The following is a 19,895-nucleotide window of genomic DNA, read 5'->3' on the forward strand; positions in this document are numbered from 1 at the left end:
GACCAGACACTATGGCAAAACTCTATCGCCTGCTGACTGAAGAGGACACATCCGCATTCTGTCACAAAGTATCTGACGCGCTGGCAAAAGGATGGGTGCTTTATGGCGACCCGTCCTATGCCTACGACGCCACGAATGGCGTTATGCGCTGTGCGCAGGCTGTGACTAAAGAGGTCGAGGTCGACTATTCACCTGACATGAAACTGGGACAGCAATAATGGCAAAAACCAATTCGGGCCGCTTTTTCGAGGACTATTCCATTGGTCAGGTGTTGCACCATGCCGTGCCGCGCACGGTGACCACTGGAGAGCGGGCGCTGTACCATGCGCTCTATCCGGCGCGGCATGCGCTGTATTCTTCCGACGAATTCGCCCGGAACTGTGGCCTGCCACAAAGCCCGATTGATGATCTTGCGGCGTTTCATGTCGTCTTTGGCAAGACCGTCCCTGACATCTCGCTGAATGCGGTTGCCAATCTGGGTTACGCAGAAGGGCGCTGGCTGAAACCGGTTTATCCGGGCGACACGCTGCGTTCGGAATCCGAGGTGATTGGCCTCAAGCAGAACTCGAACGGCAAGACTGGTGTTGTCTGGGTGCGTACGCGCGGTCTGAACCAGCGCGATGAGGTTGTCATCGAATACGTGCGTTGGGTCATGGTACGCAAATCGGATTTGGATGCGCCCGCACCCGAAACCGTGGTGCCTGAACTGAAAAAGGCGCTTGACGCGAAAGATCTAGTGGTGCCCGAGGGGCTGGATTTTTCAAAATACGATTTTGCTCAATCCGGTGAAGCGCATCGCTGGGGTGACTATGAGATCGGCGAGACTATTGATCACGTCGATGGCGTCACCGTCGAAGAGGCCGAGCATATGCTGGCCACCCGCCTTTGGCAGAACACCGCCAAGGTGCATTTTGACCTGACCTTCCGTCCGGACGGGCGGCTGATCTATGGCGGTCACGTAATTTCGATGGCGCGAACCCTATCGTTCAACGGTCTGGCCAATGCACAGTTGATTGTAGGCCTAAACGGTGGCGCACATGCGAATCCCTGCTTTGCCGGCGACACGATCAAGGCTTGGTCTGAGGTTCTGGATAAGGCGGAAACCTCTGTGCCGAGCGTCGGCGCTGTGCGTCTGCGGTTGGTCGCCACCAAGGGCGGCGCGCCTTTTGAGTTGAGGAACGAAGAAGGTCGGTATTTGCCGAACGTTCTTCTGGATCTCGATTATTGGGCCTTGATGCCGATCTAACTGCGGTCCTGACATTCATTTGATCGCAGCCGGCACCAATCGTGTTAGGCTGTGGTCATGACCCTGTTTCGCACGATAGCTGCCTGCGTCTGCCTCACGCCGCCTGCCTATGCTTGTGACCTGGCATTGGCGCTCGCCGTGGATGTCTCAGGTTCTGTAGACACGACCGAGTATCGTATCCAGATGGATGGTCTTGCAGCAGGTTTGCGCGACCCGATTGTGTCCGAGGCGCTGGTGCGCGGGAAAGCTCGTGTGATGTTGGTGCAGTGGACGGGGTCCTCTCGGCAAATGGTCACTGTTCCGTGGACACAAATAGACAGCTTCGAAGCAATTGATCAGTTTGCGGTCAAGGTGGCCAACGATCCAAGGGTTTGGCGCAACTTCTCCACCGCAATCGGCGAGGCGCTGGAAACGACAATGTCCTATTTCGATGAGGTGTCGGACTGCAAGCGCCACCTTATTGATATCTCAGGCGATGGCGTGTCGAACGAAGGGGTTGAGCCGTCAAAGGTGCACCGGATTCTGCGCACACGTGGCGTGACGGTGAACGCCATTGCAATCGAAGAAAGCGAGCCTGATCTGACCGCATATTTTTTTGAGAATGTCATCGTAGGAGAGGGTGCGTTTGTCGTTTCGGCCTCGGGGTTTGCCGATTATCCCGAGCGTATTCGTAAGAAACTTCTACGGGAAGTAACCCAGCAAACCGCTGAATTGAAATAGCCGTTCAACAGATTCGGGACTGCAGGCGCTAACATCACGAACGATGAAAAACATTTTGTGATCACGAGTTTATTTTGTGTGATCACATAATGCAAATATCCGTCATTTTGGGTCAATTATCAGCTTTTTTGCATCTGCAGCACGTGACAGAACCGCAAAAAACAGTAAAACCTTCGGGAGCCAACCGTAAAGGAGCCAACATGGCCGATGTAAATCGGGGCAATCGCCCTCTTTCACCTCACCTCACGATCTACCGCCCCCAACTGACTTCGATAACGTCGATCCTTGTGCGGATCACCGGTATTGCATCGCTTATGATCGCATTTTTTGTCGTCTGGTGGTTCCTGGCGGCGGCAACATCCGAGACGGCATTCAATTTTATCGACGGGCTGATGAGAAGCTGGCTGGGTGATCTGGTGATGTTCGCTGCGACCTGGGCAATTTTCTATCACATGCTGGGTCGTCTGCGTCACGTGATCTGGGATCTGGGATATTGTGTGGATGTCCGCATTTCCGAAAAGTTGGGGATCGGCATGTTGGTGCTTGCCACCATCCTGGCCTTCATCACAGCAATTGCGGTTTAAGGAGAATGGCCATGAATTACCTCACTGACCGCAAACGTGCGCAGGGTACTGGTGCCGGAGGCGAAGGGACGCATCATCACTGGCAGATGATGGTCAGCTCGGCCGCTCTAGTCGTTCTGGTGCCACTTTTCGTTTTTGTCTTCGCAAGCGGCTTGGGCAGATCATACGAAGAGGTTCTGACCTACTACAGCCGCCCATTCCCGGCGATTGTAACCGGCCTGACTTTGGTCGTCGTAATCATCCATCTGGTACGAGAGACGCAGGTTGCGATCGAAGACTATGTCCATGGTGTCGCAGAAAAGCTGAGCCTCATGGCCGTCGCGGCGTTTGGCTACACATTGATAGCTGCCGGGCTGTTTGCCCTGATCAAGCTAGCTCTGTGAAACGCGCGGTAAGGAATTAATAAAATGACAGCTGCATACGAATACGAAACACACGAATATGACGTGGTTGTTGTCGGCGCTGGCGGCGCTGGTCTGCGCGCCACGCTCGGCATGGCTGAACAGGGTCTGCGTACAGCGTGCGTGACCAAAGTGTTCCCGACGCGTTCGCACACAGTTGCTGCGCAGGGCGGTATCGCCGCATCTCTGTCCAACATGGGCCCAGACCACTGGCAATGGCACATGTACGACACCGTCAAAGGGTCGGACTGGCTGGGTGACACCGACGCGATGGAATACCTCGCGCGTGAGGCGCCCAAGGCCGTCTACGAGCTGGAACATTATGGCGTGCCCTTCAGCCGTACCGAAGAAGGCAAGATCTATCAGCGTCCCTTCGGCGGCCACACGACCGAATTCGGCGAAGGTCCTGCCGTGCAGCGGACCTGTGCTGCTGCGGACCGGACCGGTCACGCGATCCTGCACACGCTGTACGGTCAGTCGCTTAAGAACAACGCCGAGTTCTATATCGAATATTTTGCCATAGACCTGATCATGTCCGAGGACGGTCAGTGTCAGGGTGTCGTCTGCTGGAAGTTGGATGACGGCACGATGCACGTTTTCAACGCCAAGATGGTGGTGCTGGCGACCGGCGGCTATGGCCGCGCCTATTTCAGTGCGACCTCGGCCCATACCTGCACTGGTGACGGTGGTGGCATGGTGGCCCGCGCAGGGCTGGCCCTGCAGGACATGGAGTTCGTTCAGTTCCACCCGACCGGCATTTACGGTTCTGGCTGTCTGATCACCGAGGGTGCGCGTGGCGAGGGTGGTTATCTGACCAACTCGGAAGGCGAGCGGTTCATGGAGCGCTACGCGCCCCAGTACAAGGATCTCGCACCTCGCGATTACGTCTCGCGCTCAATGACTATGGAGATCCGCGAAGGTCGTGGGCATGGCGAGGGTGGCGACCACATTCACCTGAACCTTAGCCACTTGCCCGCTGAGGCGCTGGCCGAGCGCCTGCCGGGCATTTCGGAATCGGCGCGCGTTTTTGCTGGCGTGGACGTCACCAAAGAGCCGATCCCGGTTCTGCCGACCGTGCACTACAACATGGGCGGTATCCCAACGAACTATTGGGGTGAGGTTCTGAACCCGACGGCCGAGAATCCGACCGCTGTGGTCCCCGGCCTTATGGCCGTTGGCGAGGCAGGCTGTGCCTCGGTGCACGGAGCGAACCGTCTGGGCTCCAACTCGCTGATTGACCTTGTGGTCTTTGGCCGCGCGGCAGCTATCCGCGCAGGTAAGGTTGTGGATGCTGAAGCGCCGAACCCTGTGCTAAATCAGGCGTCCGTCGACAAGGCGTTCGACCGCTTCGACGCGGTGCGTAATGCCAGCGGCGAGATTGCGACAGCCGATCTGCGTCTCGAAATGCAGAAGACCATGCAAGAAGATGCCGCTGTGTTCCGTACAGCCAAGACTATGGCCGAAGGTGTCGAAAAGATGACAGCGATTGCCGCCAAGATGGACGACCTGAAAGTCAGCGATCGCTCTCTGGTTTGGAACAGCGATCTGATGGAAACGTTGGAGTTGACTAACCTGATGCCAAGCGCCTTGGCCACGATTGTCGGCGCCGAGGCGCGTAAGGAATCCCGTGGCGCGCATGCGCATGAGGATTTCACCGAGCGTGATGATGAGAACTGGCGCGTTCACACGGTCTCGCGTGTTGATGGCAACCAGGTCGAGCTTAGCTATCGCCCCGTCATTGCCGATCCGCTGACAACCGAGGATGAAGGCGGCATAAGCCTGCAGAAAATCGCGCCCAAAGCGCGGACGTTCTGACGTCACTTAGCCTAAAGACGCGACATAAACCGAAAGGCCGCGCAATGAATAGTATCGTTGAGGGAAAAGGACTATACGCACTCACAGACCGTGGAACCAAGATCTGCGGCCTTGTCAGTGTTGATGTGCCGACATGAGTAGTTTTTCCTCAAACGAATACTGGACCAACCGATATGCGCGGGGCAGAAACTCTGGCGCCGGGTCATACGGCAGGCTGGCGGTTTACAAGGCCAATTTCATCAACACCTTCGTCGAAGTTGAAGACATACAATCGGTAGCCGAACTGGGCAGTGGCGACGGCAACCAGGCAAGCTTTTTTGATATTCCTCAATTCACAGGGCTGGATATCTCGGAAGATTGCGTGCGCAAATGCAACACGCAATTCAGTGGGCGTTCAGGTTGGACGTTTCTTTCGGCAGATGCAGAGGTCGAGCCGCACGACGCCGCTCTGTCTCTGGACGTTATTTACCATCTGGTCGAGGATGACGTTTTTGAGGCCTATATGAACCGGCTGTTTTCTTTGGCAAAACGGTTTGTGGTGATTTATTCGTCCGATTTCGATCTTGAAACAAACAACGTTCATGTGCGCCATAGGGCATATTCGACCTGGGTCGCGGACCGGTTCCCAAATTGGAAGATGTATTGCGGCGAGACAAACCCGTTCAATCGAGATGGCCATGGTAATGCCAGCAGGTACAGTTTCGCTTCGTTCAAAGTCTTCGAAAGGATGAGTGATGGCGGTTAGAGCACATATGGCCTCGTACCCATTGCGGGAGAAAATGTTACCCCTTGCGGTGCAATCGATCATCGATCAGGTGGATGCGCTGTACCTTTGTCTGAACGAATGGGGCGAGGTTCCGGCGGAATACAAAGAAAACCCTAAGATACACGCCTTTGTGCCGGAAGAGGATCAGAAAGATGTCGGTAAGTTCTTCACGACACCCGACCCGGACGACATCGTTTTCTTCGTCGATGATGATCTGATCTATAGCGAAATTTTCGTAAAGCACATGGTGCAGCGGCTTGAGGAGAAGGGCCCGGAGAAGGTGGTTTTTGGAACTCACGCTTCGACCTACACCGAAAAGACTCCGACCAGCCATCGACAACGAGATGTTGTCAAAGTTGGCCGACCACTGCGCCGGATGCAGCGCGTTGACCAGCTTGCAACATGTGGCATGGTTGCGATGGGCAAGAACGTCGCCCCGTATGAATTCATGAAAGACAGTCAGAAATTCGTGGATGTGCGATATGCGCGTTGGCTATACGAAAATGGAGTTGAAAGCTGGGCAATTGACCGGCAACGGGGTTTTGTGGGCCGTATTCCAGCGGAAAGAGATCACGAGACTATCTTTAAAACATTCACTAGACGAACACCTCCGGCCGTACTTGCAGAAATATCCGTATTTGCGTCCCGGTCCAAAGAAGGAGTGGAGTGAATATGCGCGTTCATTGCATTAGCATGTTGGTGCTTCAAATGTCGTCTAAGCAGCACGCCAAAGGACTTGACTGATGGTACAATTAACCCTCCCCAAGAATTCTCGGATTACCACTGGCAAAACTTGGCCCAAGCCTGAAGGCGCGACCAATGTTCGTAAGTTTCAGATCTATCGCTGGAACCCGGATGATGGGCAGAACCCGCGCGTAGACACTTATTTCGTTGACATGGACAGCTGCGGTCCGATGGTTCTGGACGCGCTGATCAAGATCAAAAACGAGATTGACCCGACGTTGACGTTCCGCCGGTCCTGCCGCGAAGGCATCTGCGGATCCTGTGCGATGAACATCGACGGGATCAACACGCTGGCCTGTATCTACGGCATGGATGAAATCAAGGGCGACGTGAAGATATATCCGCTGCCGCATATGCCGGTGGTCAAAGACCTGATCCCCGACCTGACGCATTTCTACGCGCAGCATGCCAGCATCATGCCGTGGCTGGAAACCAAGACAAACCGTCCCGCGAAAGAGTGGAAGCAATCCATTGAGGATCGCAAGAAACTGGATGGATTGTACGAATGCGTGATGTGCGCCAGCTGCTCAACCTCGTGCCCCAGCTATTGGTGGAACGGGGATCGCTATCTTGGCCCCGCCGCTTTGCTGCATGCGTATCGCTGGATCATCGACAGTCGTGACGAAGCCACCGGTGAGCGTCTGGATGAGCTGGAAGATCCGTTCAAGCTGTATCGCTGCCACACGATTATGAACTGCGCCAAGACTTGCCCGAAGGGTCTGAACCCGGCCAAGGCGATTGCCGAAATCAAGAAGATGATGGTCGACCGCGCGGTTTGAACACAGTTGAAGATTTTATTGAAACCCGGGATGGAAACTTCCCGGGTTTTTTCGTTTCTTGCAGATATTGAAGTATCGGAGAACACTAATGAATCAAACACTTATCAAGGCGCTGTCCGTTGCAGTGATCGCAACTCTTTCGGCCTGTGGCGGATCAGGCAGCAATCGGGCGGATACTGTATTTAAGCAGGTGGATTGTGCCGGGCAGGCAGGGATCACTGGTTCATTTACGACGCAATACGAACTGCAGGGCGGCAAGCAAACTGAAGTGTTTGTTCCTGGTGATGGCGTAAGCGAGGCTCAGGCCGCCAAAGCGAATGCCTGTATGGCAGCTTAAAGGGCACTAAGTTCAAGGCTGGCAGGTGTACTGCCGGCCTAAATTGCGTCCTGAACATACCGAGACTGCAAAAAGATGTGGTGAATCCGCCAGTATCTCCGCCTACTTTCCACTCAGGGAGGAGCGATCGAGACACAACAGGATCACTCAGATGGAAAAGCTGAACACCAGATCAGAGGCTTTGAAAGCACTGGAACAAGCGTGGTCATATTACACGCCCGCACCTGTAAAGCCCGAAAGTGACCGCACGCCAGATATGTTCGAATACGCAAACGCGGCCTGAACCAACAACTGTAGACTTGCGACCAAGGGGTAAAATAGGCGATGCATTGGCATGCCCATTTTGCTTCTTGTTTTGGCAGGCGGAGTGTTTGCCTATTTCCTGTGGCGCTCGCGCACTTCCTCTTTGACTCGGGACTGCCGATGGCGGCAGCACCGCAAGGAAGGCATGTGGGTGTGTGCATTCTGTGGCGCGCAGCAGCAAGGCAGCGACGCGCCCACTCAGTGTTTGAAGGGGCAATAACACCGCAATCAGGACGGCAACCTATCCAGAATTCCTGCGTTTAAGTCGCCGGGAATGCCGCCTGCAAGGCAATTTCAACCATATCGCCGAAGCTGCGTTCGCGATCAGCCGAGGGCAGAGCTTCGCCAGTCAGCAAGTGGTCGGAAACGGTTAGAACGGCCAGGGCGCGGCACTTGTGGCGGGCGGCAAGAATGTATAGTTCGGCCGCTTCCATCTCGACCCCGAGAATGCCGTGTCGGACCATCTGTTCGTTAAGATCAGGACGTTCATCATAGAATACATCCGACGAATAGATGCCGCCGACATGGGTAGGAGTGCCTTTGGCCGCTGCCGCCTTAGCCGCCGCTTGCAACAGTCCCCAATCCGCACATGGTGCAAAGTTCAGCTCTTTCATTATGCCGCGTGACGGTGTGCTGAGTGTGGTTGATGTCATCGCAAGGATCACATCGCGGACATTCACGCTGTCTTGCATTCCCCCGCAAGAGCCGATGCGGATCAGCGTTTTGGCCCCATAGTCCCGGATCAGTTCGTTGACGTAGATCGACAAGGACGGCATGCCCATGCCGCTGCCCTGAATGGTAACTGGATTCCCTTTCCAGCTTCCGGTGAAGCCTAGCATTCCACGCACATCATTGACTTGCTTTACGTCGTCCAAAAACGTTTCGGCTGCCCATTTTGCACGATAGGGATCGCCGGGCAAAAGAACAGTTTCTGCGATGTCGCCTTCTTTGGCTCCAATATGAATTGTCATTTTGGGGTCCGTTCCAATTAGATATTAAATTTCCAGATCCGAAATGTCCGCCCCGGATTTCAGCGCGTCATGAATCCATTGCGGTTTTCGGCCGCGTCCTGACCATGTCTGTTTTGGATCTGCAGGGTTTTTGTATTTTGCTTTCGAGGTTTTTCCGGTCGACGGATGGTCTTTTGCCAATTCAGACAACGAGAATCCGAATTCTGCGGCGGCTTTTTCCGCAGCCTTTAACGCCTCTTTCCGTTCGCGTTTTTCGGCGCCAATTAACGCTTTTTCGACCTTGTCGCGCAATTCAAGTAGTTCTTTACGCGACATTTTTTCAAGATTTGCCCCCGACATTTTCCCTCTCCCTGGAATTAGTCATTACCGTTGTGCCCGAAGGCACACCGTAATTCCAAAGTAAAGAATTATCTATCCCCTTTCATTCAGGGGATAGATTAACGGCCGATGAAATTGATAGGGATCACTCAGCCGCGAGGTTTTGTGGATCAACCAGAGTCACGATATCGCCCATAATTGCGTTCAGCTCAAAATTCTTGGGCGTATAGATCTTTGCGACACCCATTGCGGTGAGCTTTGCGGCATCGTCATCGGGAATAATGCCGCCGACAATTACTGGAATACGATCCAGTCCGGCTTCGCGCAGCCGGTTCATAACGTCCTGAACAAGTGGAATATGGCTGCCGGACAGGATTGACAGACCGATCACATGCGCGTCGTCTTCGCCTGCGGCGGCCACGATTTCCTCGGGTGTCAGGCGAATACCTTCGTAACTGATATCCATACCGCAATCTCGCGCGCGGAATGCAATCTGCTCCGCTCCGTTCGAATGTCCGTCCAAACCCGGCTTTCCGACCAGGAATTTCAGGCGGCGGCCCAGCTTATCGCTGACCGCATCCACTGCCGCTCGCAGATCTTCCAGGCCCTCGGTCTTGTTCGAGACCGAGCCCGAAACGCCGGTGGGACCCCGATACGTGCCGTAGACCTTGCGCATCTCTTCGGCCCATTCACCTGTGGTCACACCGGCTTTGGCAGCCGCAATTGACGGCACCATGACGTTGCTGCCGTTTTGCGCCGCTTCACGTAGCGCGGTCAGGGCCGCGGCGACAGCCGTATCGTCGCGATCTGCGCGCCACTCGTTCAGTCGGTTGATCTGTTCCTGTTCGACAGCCGGGTCAACGACCATGATGCCGCCGTCTTCGGTTTGCAGGGGCGACGGTTCACCTTCGATCCATTTGTTCACACCGACAACGACAGTTTCATTCCGTTCGATCCGGTTCAGGCGTTCGGCGTTTGAATCGACAAGCCGCGACTTCATGTATTCGATCGACGCCACCGCGCCTCCCATTGAATCCAGATTGGCCAGTTCGGCGCGCGCGCCCTCTTTCAACTCTTCAACCTTCGCATCCACGGCAGGGTTGCCGTCGAAGAGGTCACCGTATTCCAGAAGGTCGGTCTCATACGCCAAAATCTGTTGCATCCGCATTGACCATTGCTGATCCCAAGGACGAGGCAGGCCCAATGCTTCGTTCCATGCAGGCAATTGCACCGCACGGGCGCGGGCCTTTTTCGACAACGTCACGGCCAGCATCTCGATCAGGATTCGGTAGACGTTGTTTTCAGGCTGCTGCTCGGTCAGGCCCAGCGAGTTTACCTGAACGCCATAGCGGAATCGGCGGAACTTCGGATTTTCTACCCCGTAGCGTTCGTGCAGGATTTCATCCCAAAGATCGACGAAAGCACGCATTTTGCACATTTCAGTGACAAAGCGGATACCTGCGTTCACAAAGAAAGAAATCCGCCCGCAAAGCGCCGGGAAGTCCTCGGCGGGGACGCGGGGGCGCAGTTCGTCCAACACGGCGATGGCGGTGGCCAATGCATATGCCAGCTCTTGTTCCGGTGTCGCGCCGGCTTCTTGCAGGTGATAGGAACACACGTTCATCGGGTTCCATTTCGGCACGTTGGTATAACAATACTCGGCCACGTCCGCGATCATCTTGAGCGACGGTTTGGGCGGGCAGACATAGGTTCCGCGGCTCAGGTATTCCTTGATCAGGTCGTTTTGTACCGTGCCCTGCAATTTCGAGACATCGGCACCTTGTTCCTCGGCCACAGCGATATAGAGCGCAAGCAGCCAAGGCGCCGTCGCGTTGATCGTCATCGAGGTGTTCATCTGTTCCAGTGGAATCTGGTCGAACAAAACACGCATGTCGCCCAGGTGGCAGACAGGTACGCCAACCTTGCCCACTTCGCCGCGTGCCAGAGTGTGGTCGCTGTCATACCCTGTCTGGGTCGGCAGATCGAAAGCCACCGACAGGCCCGTCTGGCCTTTTGCCAGGTTCCCGCGATACAAGGCGTTCGACGCTTTGGCGGTGGAATGACCGGCATAGGTTCGGATGAGCCAGGGGCGATCTTTCTGCGTCTGCGTCATAGCGGGCCTCGTGAGTTGGGTGGGCAACAAAATTACGTTCCCGGCTTCTAAAGCGCAATTTTCGGGATATGTCAATTCGCTGCGTCGCGGCATATTAGGTTCTTCAGATTGTAGGACGCAGCGTTTGGTGGCAGGGTGCCCGCATGACTCAGACCGTGGAACTTCCGCTTTGGCTGTTTTTGCTGATCCTGGTGTTTGCCGCGGTCACTTTAGCGTCGCATTTTCTGTTCCCATCGGTGCGGTGGTTTTTCAGGCGCCGCCTTGAACGTGCCGTGAAACGTTTGAACACTCGTCTGAAACGGCCGATCCAACCGTTCAAGCTGGCACACCGTCACGATATGATTCAGCGCCTGATCTACGACCCACAGGTTGGTCAGGCCATTCAGGACCGTGCACGCGAAACTGGTGTTCCTGAAGCTGTGGCGTTTGAGCAGGCGCGGCGATACGCGCGCGAGATAGTGCCCTCGTTTTCAGCCGTTGCCTATTTCAGTTTTGCGATCCGTGTCGCCCGATTGCTGAGCAATGCGTTTTATCATGTGCAGCTCAGTTATCAGGACGAGGACGCTGTCGAGAATATTGACCCCGACGCCACGGTCGTTTTCGTCATGAACCATCGCAGCAATATGGACTATGTGCTTGTCACCTATCTTGCAGCGCAACATTCTGCCTTGTCCTATGCGGTAGGTGAATGGGCTCGGGTCTGGCCACTAAGCCGTCTGATCCGTGCGATGGGTGCGTACTTTATCCGACGTAAGTCTGGCAACGATCTCTATCGTCAAGTGCTGGCCTGTTATGTGCGCCACGCGACTGAGGCGGGTGTAACTCAGGCCATGTTCCCCGAGGGAGGGCTAAGCCTGACAGGCGCCCTAGGTCGTCCAAAGCTGGGTTTGCTCAAGTATATCATCGACGGGACCACGAAAGGCGGGCGCGATGTCGTGTTTGTTCCCGTGGCGCTGAACTATGATCGTGTGCTCGAAGATACGGTTCTGACGCGGGCCGCATTGGGGAATGAACGGCGGTTTCGTGCGCGAATCGGAGTAATCACCAGGTGGATCCTCAAACAGCTCTGGCGACGCGTGATCGGGCGCTACAAGCGATTTGGGCTGGCCTCGGTCCGGTATGGTCAGCCGGTTTCCCTACAAACATTTCGGGCCGATCATCAGCGCGATCTCATGACCGATTTGGCGCGCGAGCTAATGACGCGTCTGCGCGCCGCTATCCCTCTGGTGCCCGTTCCGGCCGCCTGTTGGTTGATACAGAAGCATAAAGAGATGCCTGAGGCCGATGCCGTTCAGGTGATTGTCGAGCTTATGCGTCGCAATGGGATAGCCGACCAAAAAAACCGGATCTCGGTTGAGGCTGCGATCGATCAATTGGTCGAACGCCGGATTCTCAAGCGAAGTAACGGTAAAATATGCTCCTCCGGTCAAAGGGTTGATCTGCTGGATTATTATGCAGCTTCGGTTCCGATGGGGCCGGATGAAGAAAATGCTGCGATCGCGAAAGAAATTTCTGCGCCCGCAGGGTCATAAAATTACAAAACAGCGCTGAATTTGGTTGCATTGTTTCTTCAGGGCCAATATTCCATCGGTTAATGCACGCGATTCTGCATCGCGGCAAAGGTTTTGAACAAAGGAGGCCAACATGGCTCTGGACACCGACAGCGGCATCGCGTCGTACGAGGCACCGGAAAAAGACCTCTATGAGATGGGTGAAATCCCTCCGATGGGTTTTGTGCCCAAAAAAATGTATGCATGGGCGATCCGCAAGGAACGCCACGGCGAGCCGGACACCGCGATGATTCAAGAAGTCGTGGACGTCCCCGAGCTGGACAGCCACGAAGTGCTGGTTCTGGTGATGGCGGCTGGCGTGAACTACAATGGTGTCTGGGCATCGCTGGGTAAGCCAATCTCGCCTTTCGACGGCCACAAGGCACCTTACCATATTGCTGGTTCGGACGCTTCGGGCATCGTTTGGGCTGTTGGTTCGAAGGTCACCCGCTGGAAGGTCGGTGATGAAGTTGTCATCCACTGCAACCAGGATGATGGCGACGACGAGCATTGTAACGGCGGTGATCCAATGTATTCGGACAGCCAACGTATTTGGGGCTATGAAACCCCCGATGGTTCGTTCGCACAGTTCACTAACGTCCAGGCCCAGCAGCTGATGCCGCGGCCCAAGCACCTGACTTGGGAAGAAAGCGCTTGCTACACGCTGACGCTGGCGACCGCCTACCGGATGCTGTTCGGTCATGAGCCACACGACCTGAAGCCGGGCCAGAACGTTCTGGTTTGGGGCGCGTCGGGTGGTCTGGGTTCCTATGCGATCCAGTTGATCAACACTGCAGGCGCAAACGCCATCGGTGTGATCTCGGACGAAAGCAAGCGTGACTTTGTGATGGGTCTGGGTGCCAAGGGCGTTCTGAACCGTAAGGACTTCAACTGCTGGGGTCAGCTTCCCACAGTCAACACACCGGAATATGCCGAGTGGTTCAAAGAGGCCCGCAAATTCGGCAAAGCGATTTGGGACATCACTGGAAAAGGCAACAACGTCGACATGGTGTTCGAGCACCCCGGCGAAAGCACCTTCCCGGTTTCGACCTTTGTTGTGAAGAAGGGCGGCATGGTTGTGATTTGCGCTGGTACCACCGGCTACAACCTGACCTTCGACGTGCGCTACATGTGGATGCACCAGAAGCGTCTGCAGGGTTCGCACTTTGCTCACCTGAAACAGGCGGCCGCAGCAAACCAGCTGATGGTCGAGCGTCGACTGGATCCGTGCATGTCCGAAGTGTTCACCTGGGCTGATCTGCCTGAGGCGCATATGAAAATGATGCGCAACGAGCATAAGCCGGGCAACATGTCGGTACTGGTCCAGGCACCACAGACCGGAATGCGTACTCTGGAAGAGGTTTTGGCCGCGCGCGACTAAACCCGGACCGGACGAATTCAAAACACCCGCGAATCGGTTTCTCGGTTCGCGGGTGTTTCCTTTTGGGCGGTGATGTATTTATTTTCAATGACTTAGTCGAAATCCCTCCGCTGTTTTTGGGGAGTAGAAACCAGTGAATAGGCTAAAAAAACTTGTTCATGCTATGGTTGTGTTAACCCTTCGTTAACCGTTTCGGAGAGACCCTGATGGCGCAAAATGAGTGGATACTGGACGTTCTGTCGGACCTCAGCGCCTTTGCTGTTGAAAACGGTTTGACCGCGCTTGCCGAGCAGCTGGATGATACCAAGCTGGTCGCCGCAGCCGAAATCTCGTCCAGAAAGAATGAGGTTCAGGCACCCGCGGATGGCAACAAAACTCGATATGAGCCAAGTTCTGGAGGACTTGGAAAACACCAGCACGCTTGACGAGCTGGGCGATGTCGCCATTCGCCTGCGGGACAGGCTACGGATCGAAAATCTGATTTATCATTGGGTCGATGGGGCAGGTGATCAATATGGCTACACTACCTATCCCGATGTCTGGGCCGAACGGTATCGCGAGCGCAATTATCACAGGATAGATCCGGTCATTCTGGGCTGTTTCCAACGGTTTCACCCGGTGGATTGGAAGACGCTGGATTGGTCCGGCAAGGTTGCCAAGACATTCCTGAAGGACGCGTTAGAGCACGGTGTTGGCAATCAAGGCTATTCCATTCCGATCCGTGGGCCGAATGGGCAGTTCGCCTTGTTTACCGTCAACCACACCTGTGATGATGAAACCTGGCAGAAATTCATCGAAACGCATGGGCGTGAGTTGATCCTGATCGCTCATTACTTCAACCGAAAGGCGCTGGAGTTTGAAAGTGACCGCCAGCCCGACTCTGCGCGAGGATTGTCGCCGCGTGAAGTGGACGCCATGACCTTGCTCGCCCTGGGCTACAGCCGGGCACAAGTGGCTCATTCCTTGTCGATCTCGGAACACACACTGAGGGTCTACATCGAAAGCGCCCGCGCCAAGCTGGGCGCGCAGAATACAACCCATGCCATCGCAACGGCGCTGAGCCGAGGGTTAATAGTCGTTTAAGGCACGCGCGCCCTCAAAACCGGAAATTAACCACGACTCTGTACCCCCTTTGTTCCTGCACAGGACGACAAGGGGAAAAGAGTCATGTTGCGCTATGTTTATGCTGACGAATTGCACAAATATCCAAAATTGGCCCAGGGAATGTTTCGGGACCGTGCCGACCAGTTCAAAACCCGGCTGGGTTGGGATGTTCATGTCAATGCCAAGGGGGAAGAACGGGATCAGTACGATGATCTGAACCCGATTTACGTCATTTGGGAAGAACCGGATGGCAGCCACGGTGGATCCATGCGCGTTTTGCCAACCACTGGCCCGGTCATGGTGAACGAGGTGTTTGGGCACCTGACAGGTGGCGAACCAATCTCCAGCCCTGTGATTTGGGAGGTGACGCGCTTTTGCCTGTCGCGCACGGCCAGCCCGCACACCGCCGGGGCTATCATGCTTAGCGGTGGCGAGATGATGGAGGGGTTTGGTCTAACCCACATTGCGGGTGTTTTTGATGCGCGCATGATTCGGATATATCGCCTCATCGGATCGTCTCCGATTGTGCTGGGTGAGGAAGGCAAGGGGCGCGATCAAATCTCGGTCGGGCTGTGGCCTTATTCGGCCGACGACTGCAACCGCGTGGCCGAGCGCGCGGGCATTCCGCGCGAACTGTCGCGGCTGTGGTTCAAGACCGCCTTTGGCGTCGGAAGGCAGCACCGGTTTGCCATGTCGGCGTGACGGGGCGAAAACATAAATCCGCATCTGGTGATAGCTGGCGCGGCCTTGTAGGGTCGCGCCATGTCTTTGCCCCCCGTGACTTTCTCTGACGACCAGGCCGCCGCTTATGACAACATCTCTGAGATGTTGAAATCGGCGGGTGTTGACCTTGATGATGACGCTCTGCTGAAACTTCCGGGGGCGGGCAAATCCGGAGTGATGGCCGTGATCGGCAAGGCGGGATCTGGGAAAACCCTGCTTTTGGCCGAGCTTTACAAGGCTCTTGCCCAGACCGGCGTTCAGATTGTGTCTGGTGATTTCGAAAGCCGCAAAGCCCGCGAAAAACGCAGCTTGGCCATTCTTGCCCCGACGAACAAGGCTGCCAGTGTGTTGCGTCTGCGTGGGGTGCCGGCCACCACGATCCACCGTATTCTTTATACACCTGTTTACGACCCGGAATACGAGCGCATTGCTGAATGGTTGGCTGGCAATGACGAACGCCCCGAGATCGAAGGTCTGACAGACGAAGCCCTGGATCGCGCGGCAGCATTTTATGAAAACAACAAGTCCATTCCCGGAGCATTGGCTGCTGCAGGGTTGCGGGGCTCGGATTTCATTACTGGCTGGAAACGCCGGGATGAACCATTGGATATCGGGTTTGTGGACGAAGCATCGATGCTGGATGACCGTCAGTTCGAAGACTTGCAGGAGATCTTCCCGACTTTGTTGTTGTTCGGAGACCCGGCGCAGCTTGCTCCGGTTAATCAGTCGGGCAGCATGGTGTTTGAAGCGCTGCCAGAGCCGCGCAAACAAGTTCTTCACCGGGTTCACAGGCAAGAGGCGGACAATCCCATTCTCGACCTCGCTCATGCGCTGGCTGACCCGCAAATGGGGTTTGAAGATTTTGAACGCATGATTGAACAAACCGCGCAGCGCGACGATCGTGTTGTGTGGGGCCAGCGGGTCGAAGTTGATCTGATGGCCCGCAGCCCTGTTTTGGTTTGGCGCAACGCAACGCGCATTCGGCTTATTCAGGCTTTCCGAAGTGTTCACGATGCGCCGGACACCGAGCTTTTGGAAGGCGAACCGCTTATCTGCGATGGTATCGAACTGCCGTTGAAACATCGCAAGAAACGCCTGGATCTTGAGGCGCGTGGCCTGATCAAAGGCGCGCAGGTCATCTATCTGGGGCCTGGGCGCAAACCGGGGTTTTCTAGATTACACGTGATGGGGGCAGAAGACCCGCAGGTCAGTGCCGCATCGATCGTCAAGATCGAGAAACCGGACGAGGAAGAGCCGTTTATTCCCTTTGCCGCGCGCATGGGCGCCACCTTTTTGCACGGTGCAGCAGTCACCATTCACAAGGCGCAAGGATCACAGTGGGACACCGTTCAGGTTTTCGCTCCGGATATTTATGCCGCTGCCCGTATGGGTCGCACTGAGGCGGGACAGCCGCTGTGGAAGAGGTTGGCTTATGTAGCTATCACACGCGCGCAGGAGAGGCTGATCTGGGTCGTACGCAATCGGCTGGCCAAGCCGACTTATCCGTTGCGAGTGGACGACCTGCGCGCGGTTCCTGCGGCCTCGCTGACATTGGAGGCGGAAGAGACATGACATCCATTATCGTTACCGGCGCAAGCTCGGGCATCGGGCGGGCCACGGCTGAATTATTTCTGACACAAGGATGGACAGTTGGCCTTTTGGCGCGCAGTGCGGGCACACTGAATCAAATGGCCGGGGAATATGCCAATGCGGTTCCGTTGGTTGCGGATGTCACCGATGCACAAGCAGTCGAGGCCGCTTTCGTTACCTTTCAGGACAAGGCCGGCCATTTGGATGTTCTGTTCAACAACGCGGGAATCTTCGCGCCGGGGGGAACGATTGACGAAATTGCCTTGGACGACTGGTACCAAAGCGTCAACGTCAACCTGAACGGTATGTTCCTATGCGCCCGCGAAGCCTTTCGGATCATGCGACACCAGTCTCCGCAAGGTGGGCGTATTATCAATAACGGCTCTATTGCAGCGCACGTGCCCCGACCGAACTCGGTGCATTACTCCGCGACGAAACACGCCATAACGGGCTTGACGCGCAGCCTGTCCCTGGACGGGCGAGCATTCAATATCGCTTGTGGTCAGATCGATATCGGCAATGCGCGAACACAAATGGTGCAGGGGCTGGTCGAGGCGGCCATTGCAGACGGGAAGCAGCCAGACCCAACAATGGCCGTCGAAGACGCGGCTCGGTCCGTTCTTCACATGGCGAACCTGCCGCTTGAGGCAAACGTTCAGTTCATGACCGTGATGGCCACGACGATGCCCTACATCGGACGCGGGTAGCGGACAGTTACTCGCGCAACAGGCGGAACGCGGTTGAAGCACCCCAACCTGCAGCAATAGCAATGACCAGTGACATCAAGCCGTACCAGATCGGTTGTTGGCGGGACATGTTGTACAGGAACCGCTCCAACCCCACCTTGCGCACGTCGATGGTGGTCTCAAACTGTGAAACAACCGCACCGCCGCGGGTCAGGTATATGCGCGCCACGTAGTCGCCTTCGGTCAGGTCCGCAGGCATCTCGATTGAGGTACGGAACAGGGTCTGTTCATCAACGGCGACGGTGTCCTCGCGAATGGAATACAGCCCTTCGTCCTCGCGGATACGAATAACGGCGTCTGCAAATTCCTGGGCGCCGCGAATGTTCATTGCCGCACCAACGGACCGAATGGCACGTTCGATTGACACGCTGTATCTCAGGTCTTCGGTGTCTGACAGGATCTCATCCAAGGGTGCACTGGTCGCAACGGCATAGAAGCTGGGGGCTTCGTCTACCAGAACACTGTCAGTATTGACCCAGATTCCAAGCTTGCGCGCTTTACGGCGAACGGTGACAGGGCCGGATGGACCGGACACTGCGACAATCACTTCCAGCGGTGGCCCCGGTGGAATAGGGGCCTCACGTTTGACTGCGCCAAAGACAAGGATCTCAGAGCCATCGAAATTGGCGGTGATTGCCACACGGTCCTGGCTCAGGCCCAGAACAACTTGTTCATCAACGGCCAGTGCGGGGCTGGCGCACAGCGCAAGCGCAAAAAGCAGGCGTTTCAGCATGATCAGTGCCCTCCGCCGGTGCCAAGCGAGTACAGCTCGGATGGTTCAATCAGCAGATCCAAAGCCAGCTTCCCGCAGACCGCAAGAACAAGGGCTGCAAGCAACACCCGCAATTGTTCCGCGGGCATACGAGCGCCGATGACCGTTCCGATTTGTGCGCCGATGACGCCGCCAACCAGAAGCAGAACGGCCAGTACGACATCCACCGTGAAGTTGGTCGTTGCATGCAACATGGTCGTAAAGGCGGTGACAAAGATGATCTGGAACAGGGATGTCCCGACCACGACCTTTGTGGGCATTCCCAAAAGGTAGATCATCGCAGGAACCATGATGAACCCGCCGCCAACGCCCATAATGGCAGACAGGATGCCGACGAACAGGCCGACAAGCGCAGGCGGAATGACCGAGATATAAAGGCCCGAGGTCCGAAACCGCATTTTGAACGGCATCGCATGCACCCAGCCGCGCTGACGGCGCTTGGGCGGTGCGGACACGCCTTTCTTGGACTTACGCAGCGCATTCAGGCTCTCGATAAACATCAGGCCGCCCACGACGCCAAGAAACACGACGTAGCAAAGTGTGACCAACAGATCGACTTGCCCGAGGCTTTTGAGATAGTTGAAGATCACCACCCCGACCGCAGCCCCAGTTAAGCCTCCTATCAAAAGGACGGTCCCCATTTTCAGGTCCACCGTCTTTCGTCGAAAATGCGCCAATACGCCCGAGAATGAAGACGCGACAATCTGATTGGCTTCTGTTGCAACCGCAACGGCTGGCGGAATGCCGATAAAGAACAGAAGGGGTGTCATCAGGAAACCACCGCCAACACCGAACATGCCCGAAAGAATGCCGACCATCCCTCCAAGTCCCAATAGAAGGAAGGCGTTGACAGAGACTTCGGCGATAGGAAGGTAAATTTGCATATCGAGCTACTGGAAGAGGGTGACCGCGGTCGCCTCAAGGCAAAGTGG

Annotated in this window: 23 protein-coding genes; 18 read left to right on the plus strand and 5 right to left on the minus strand. The window is 55.7% G+C overall.

Annotation, left to right across the window (positions count from 1 at the left end; translation table 11 throughout):
* The first annotated feature begins 11 nt into the window (after positions 1-11).
* The 11 genes from GOW92_RS17910 (at position 12) to GOW92_RS25210 (ending at position 7,675) form a co-directional block, all read left to right on the plus strand.
* Positions 12-218, plus strand: a complete 207-nt coding sequence (locus GOW92_RS17910) for a DUF1737 domain-containing protein (protein WP_170562765.1) — start codon at positions 12-14, stop codon at positions 216-218.
* Positions 218-1,246 (plus strand): MaoC family dehydratase, encoded by a 1,029-nt coding sequence (locus GOW92_RS17915; RefSeq protein WP_170562768.1) that lies wholly within the window; start codon positions 218-220, stop codon positions 1,244-1,246. The genes GOW92_RS17910 and GOW92_RS17915 overlap by 1 nt, the downstream gene beginning before the upstream one ends.
* Before the next feature lie 57 nt (positions 1,247-1,303).
* Entirely contained in the window at positions 1,304-1,966 is a 663-nt protein-coding gene (locus GOW92_RS17920) for a DUF1194 domain-containing protein (RefSeq protein WP_170562771.1), read from the plus strand.
* Positions 1,967-2,166: 200 nt separating this feature from the next.
* Positions 2,167-2,550 carry a succinate dehydrogenase, cytochrome b556 subunit gene (gene sdhC, locus GOW92_RS17925; RefSeq protein ID WP_170562774.1) on the plus strand — a complete coding sequence of 128 codons (384 nt, stop codon included), beginning with the start codon at positions 2,167-2,169 and terminating at the stop codon, positions 2,548-2,550.
* An 11-nt stretch (positions 2,551-2,561) separates the two neighbouring features.
* A complete protein-coding gene (gene sdhD, locus GOW92_RS17930; protein WP_170562777.1) occupies positions 2,562-2,933 on the plus strand; it encodes a succinate dehydrogenase, hydrophobic membrane anchor protein in 372 nt (123 codons plus the stop codon).
* Positions 2,934-2,957: 24 nt separating this feature from the next.
* Positions 2,958-4,766, plus strand: coding sequence for a succinate dehydrogenase flavoprotein subunit (gene sdhA, locus GOW92_RS17935; protein WP_170562780.1), 1,809 nt, complete (start codon positions 2,958-2,960; stop codon positions 4,764-4,766).
* Between the two features lie 133 nt (positions 4,767-4,899).
* Complete coding sequence (locus tag GOW92_RS17940; RefSeq protein ID WP_170562783.1) at positions 4,900-5,511, plus strand: class I SAM-dependent methyltransferase; 612 nt, start codon at positions 4,900-4,902, stop codon at positions 5,509-5,511.
* On the plus strand, positions 5,501-6,202 hold the full coding sequence (locus GOW92_RS17945; RefSeq protein WP_170562786.1) for a hypothetical protein: 702 nt from the start codon (positions 5,501-5,503) through the stop codon (positions 6,200-6,202). The genes GOW92_RS17940 and GOW92_RS17945 overlap by 11 nt, the downstream gene beginning before the upstream one ends.
* A gap of 73 nt (positions 6,203-6,275) precedes the next feature.
* Positions 6,276-7,055, plus strand: a complete 780-nt coding sequence (locus tag GOW92_RS17950) for a succinate dehydrogenase iron-sulfur subunit (RefSeq protein WP_170562789.1) — start codon at positions 6,276-6,278, stop codon at positions 7,053-7,055.
* Positions 7,056-7,143: 88 nt separating this feature from the next.
* A complete protein-coding gene (locus GOW92_RS17955; protein ID WP_170562792.1) occupies positions 7,144-7,392 on the plus strand; it encodes a hypothetical protein in 249 nt (82 codons plus the stop codon).
* Between the two features lie 151 nt (positions 7,393-7,543).
* Positions 7,544-7,675 (plus strand): hypothetical protein, encoded by a 132-nt coding sequence (locus GOW92_RS25210; protein WP_302477314.1) that lies wholly within the window; start codon positions 7,544-7,546, stop codon positions 7,673-7,675.
* Positions 7,676-7,955: 280 nt separating this feature from the next.
* On the opposite strand, the gene deoD is transcribed toward GOW92_RS25210, so the two are convergent.
* The 3 genes from deoD to GOW92_RS17970 form a co-directional block, all read right to left on the minus strand.
* Complete coding sequence (gene deoD, locus GOW92_RS17960) at positions 7,956-8,666, minus strand: purine-nucleoside phosphorylase (protein ID WP_170562795.1); 711 nt, start codon at positions 8,664-8,666, stop codon at positions 7,956-7,958.
* A gap of 24 nt (positions 8,667-8,690) precedes the next feature.
* A complete protein-coding gene (locus GOW92_RS17965; protein ID WP_254453078.1) occupies positions 8,691-8,981 on the minus strand; it encodes an H-NS histone family protein in 291 nt (96 codons plus the stop codon).
* A gap of 148 nt (positions 8,982-9,129) precedes the next feature.
* Positions 9,130-11,097 (minus strand): protein meaA, encoded by a 1,968-nt coding sequence (locus tag GOW92_RS17970; protein ID WP_170562801.1) that lies wholly within the window; start codon positions 11,095-11,097, stop codon positions 9,130-9,132.
* 143 nt (positions 11,098-11,240) lie between these two features.
* On the opposite strand from GOW92_RS17970, the gene GOW92_RS17975 reads away from it, so the two are divergent.
* From GOW92_RS17975 to GOW92_RS18005, 7 genes are all read left to right on the plus strand, one after another.
* Positions 11,241-12,629: a 1-acyl-sn-glycerol-3-phosphate acyltransferase gene (locus tag GOW92_RS17975; RefSeq protein WP_170562804.1), complete on the plus strand. Its 1,389-nt coding sequence runs from the start codon at positions 11,241-11,243 to the stop codon at positions 12,627-12,629.
* Positions 12,630-12,741: 112 nt separating this feature from the next.
* A complete protein-coding gene (gene ccrA / locus GOW92_RS17980; RefSeq protein WP_170562807.1) occupies positions 12,742-14,028 on the plus strand; it encodes a crotonyl-CoA carboxylase/reductase in 1,287 nt (428 codons plus the stop codon).
* Between the two features lie 206 nt (positions 14,029-14,234).
* A complete protein-coding gene (locus GOW92_RS17985) occupies positions 14,235-14,453 on the plus strand; it encodes a hypothetical protein (RefSeq protein ID WP_170562398.1) in 219 nt (72 codons plus the stop codon).
* Entirely contained in the window at positions 14,392-15,111 is a 720-nt protein-coding gene (locus tag GOW92_RS17990) for a helix-turn-helix transcriptional regulator (RefSeq protein WP_170562809.1), read from the plus strand. The genes GOW92_RS17985 and GOW92_RS17990 overlap by 62 nt, the downstream gene beginning before the upstream one ends.
* Before the next feature lie 84 nt (positions 15,112-15,195).
* Positions 15,196-15,834: an acyl-homoserine-lactone synthase gene (locus GOW92_RS17995; protein ID WP_170562812.1), complete on the plus strand. Its 639-nt coding sequence runs from the start codon at positions 15,196-15,198 to the stop codon at positions 15,832-15,834.
* 60 nt (positions 15,835-15,894) lie between these two features.
* Entirely contained in the window at positions 15,895-17,427 is a 1,533-nt protein-coding gene (locus tag GOW92_RS18000; RefSeq protein ID WP_170562815.1) for an ATP-dependent DNA helicase, read from the plus strand.
* Positions 17,424-18,152 (plus strand): SDR family oxidoreductase, encoded by a 729-nt coding sequence (locus tag GOW92_RS18005; RefSeq protein ID WP_170562818.1) that lies wholly within the window; start codon positions 17,424-17,426, stop codon positions 18,150-18,152. The genes GOW92_RS18000 and GOW92_RS18005 overlap by 4 nt, the downstream gene beginning before the upstream one ends.
* A gap of 7 nt (positions 18,153-18,159) precedes the next feature.
* On the opposite strand, the gene GOW92_RS18010 is transcribed toward GOW92_RS18005, so the two are convergent.
* Both GOW92_RS18010 and GOW92_RS18015 read right to left on the minus strand, forming a co-directional pair.
* Positions 18,160-18,924: a TIGR02186 family protein gene (locus GOW92_RS18010; protein ID WP_170562821.1), complete on the minus strand. Its 765-nt coding sequence runs from the start codon at positions 18,922-18,924 to the stop codon at positions 18,160-18,162.
* 2 nt (positions 18,925-18,926) lie between these two features.
* Positions 18,927-19,847, minus strand: a complete 921-nt coding sequence (locus GOW92_RS18015; RefSeq protein WP_170562824.1) for a sulfite exporter TauE/SafE family protein — start codon at positions 19,845-19,847, stop codon at positions 18,927-18,929.
* Positions 19,848-19,895: the final 48 nt, after the last annotated feature.

Origin of the sequence: Ruegeria atlantica, assembly GCF_013032505.1 — a bacterium.
In the GTDB taxonomy this organism is placed as follows: Bacteria; Pseudomonadota; Alphaproteobacteria; order Rhodobacterales; family Rhodobacteraceae; genus Ruegeria; species Ruegeria atlantica_F.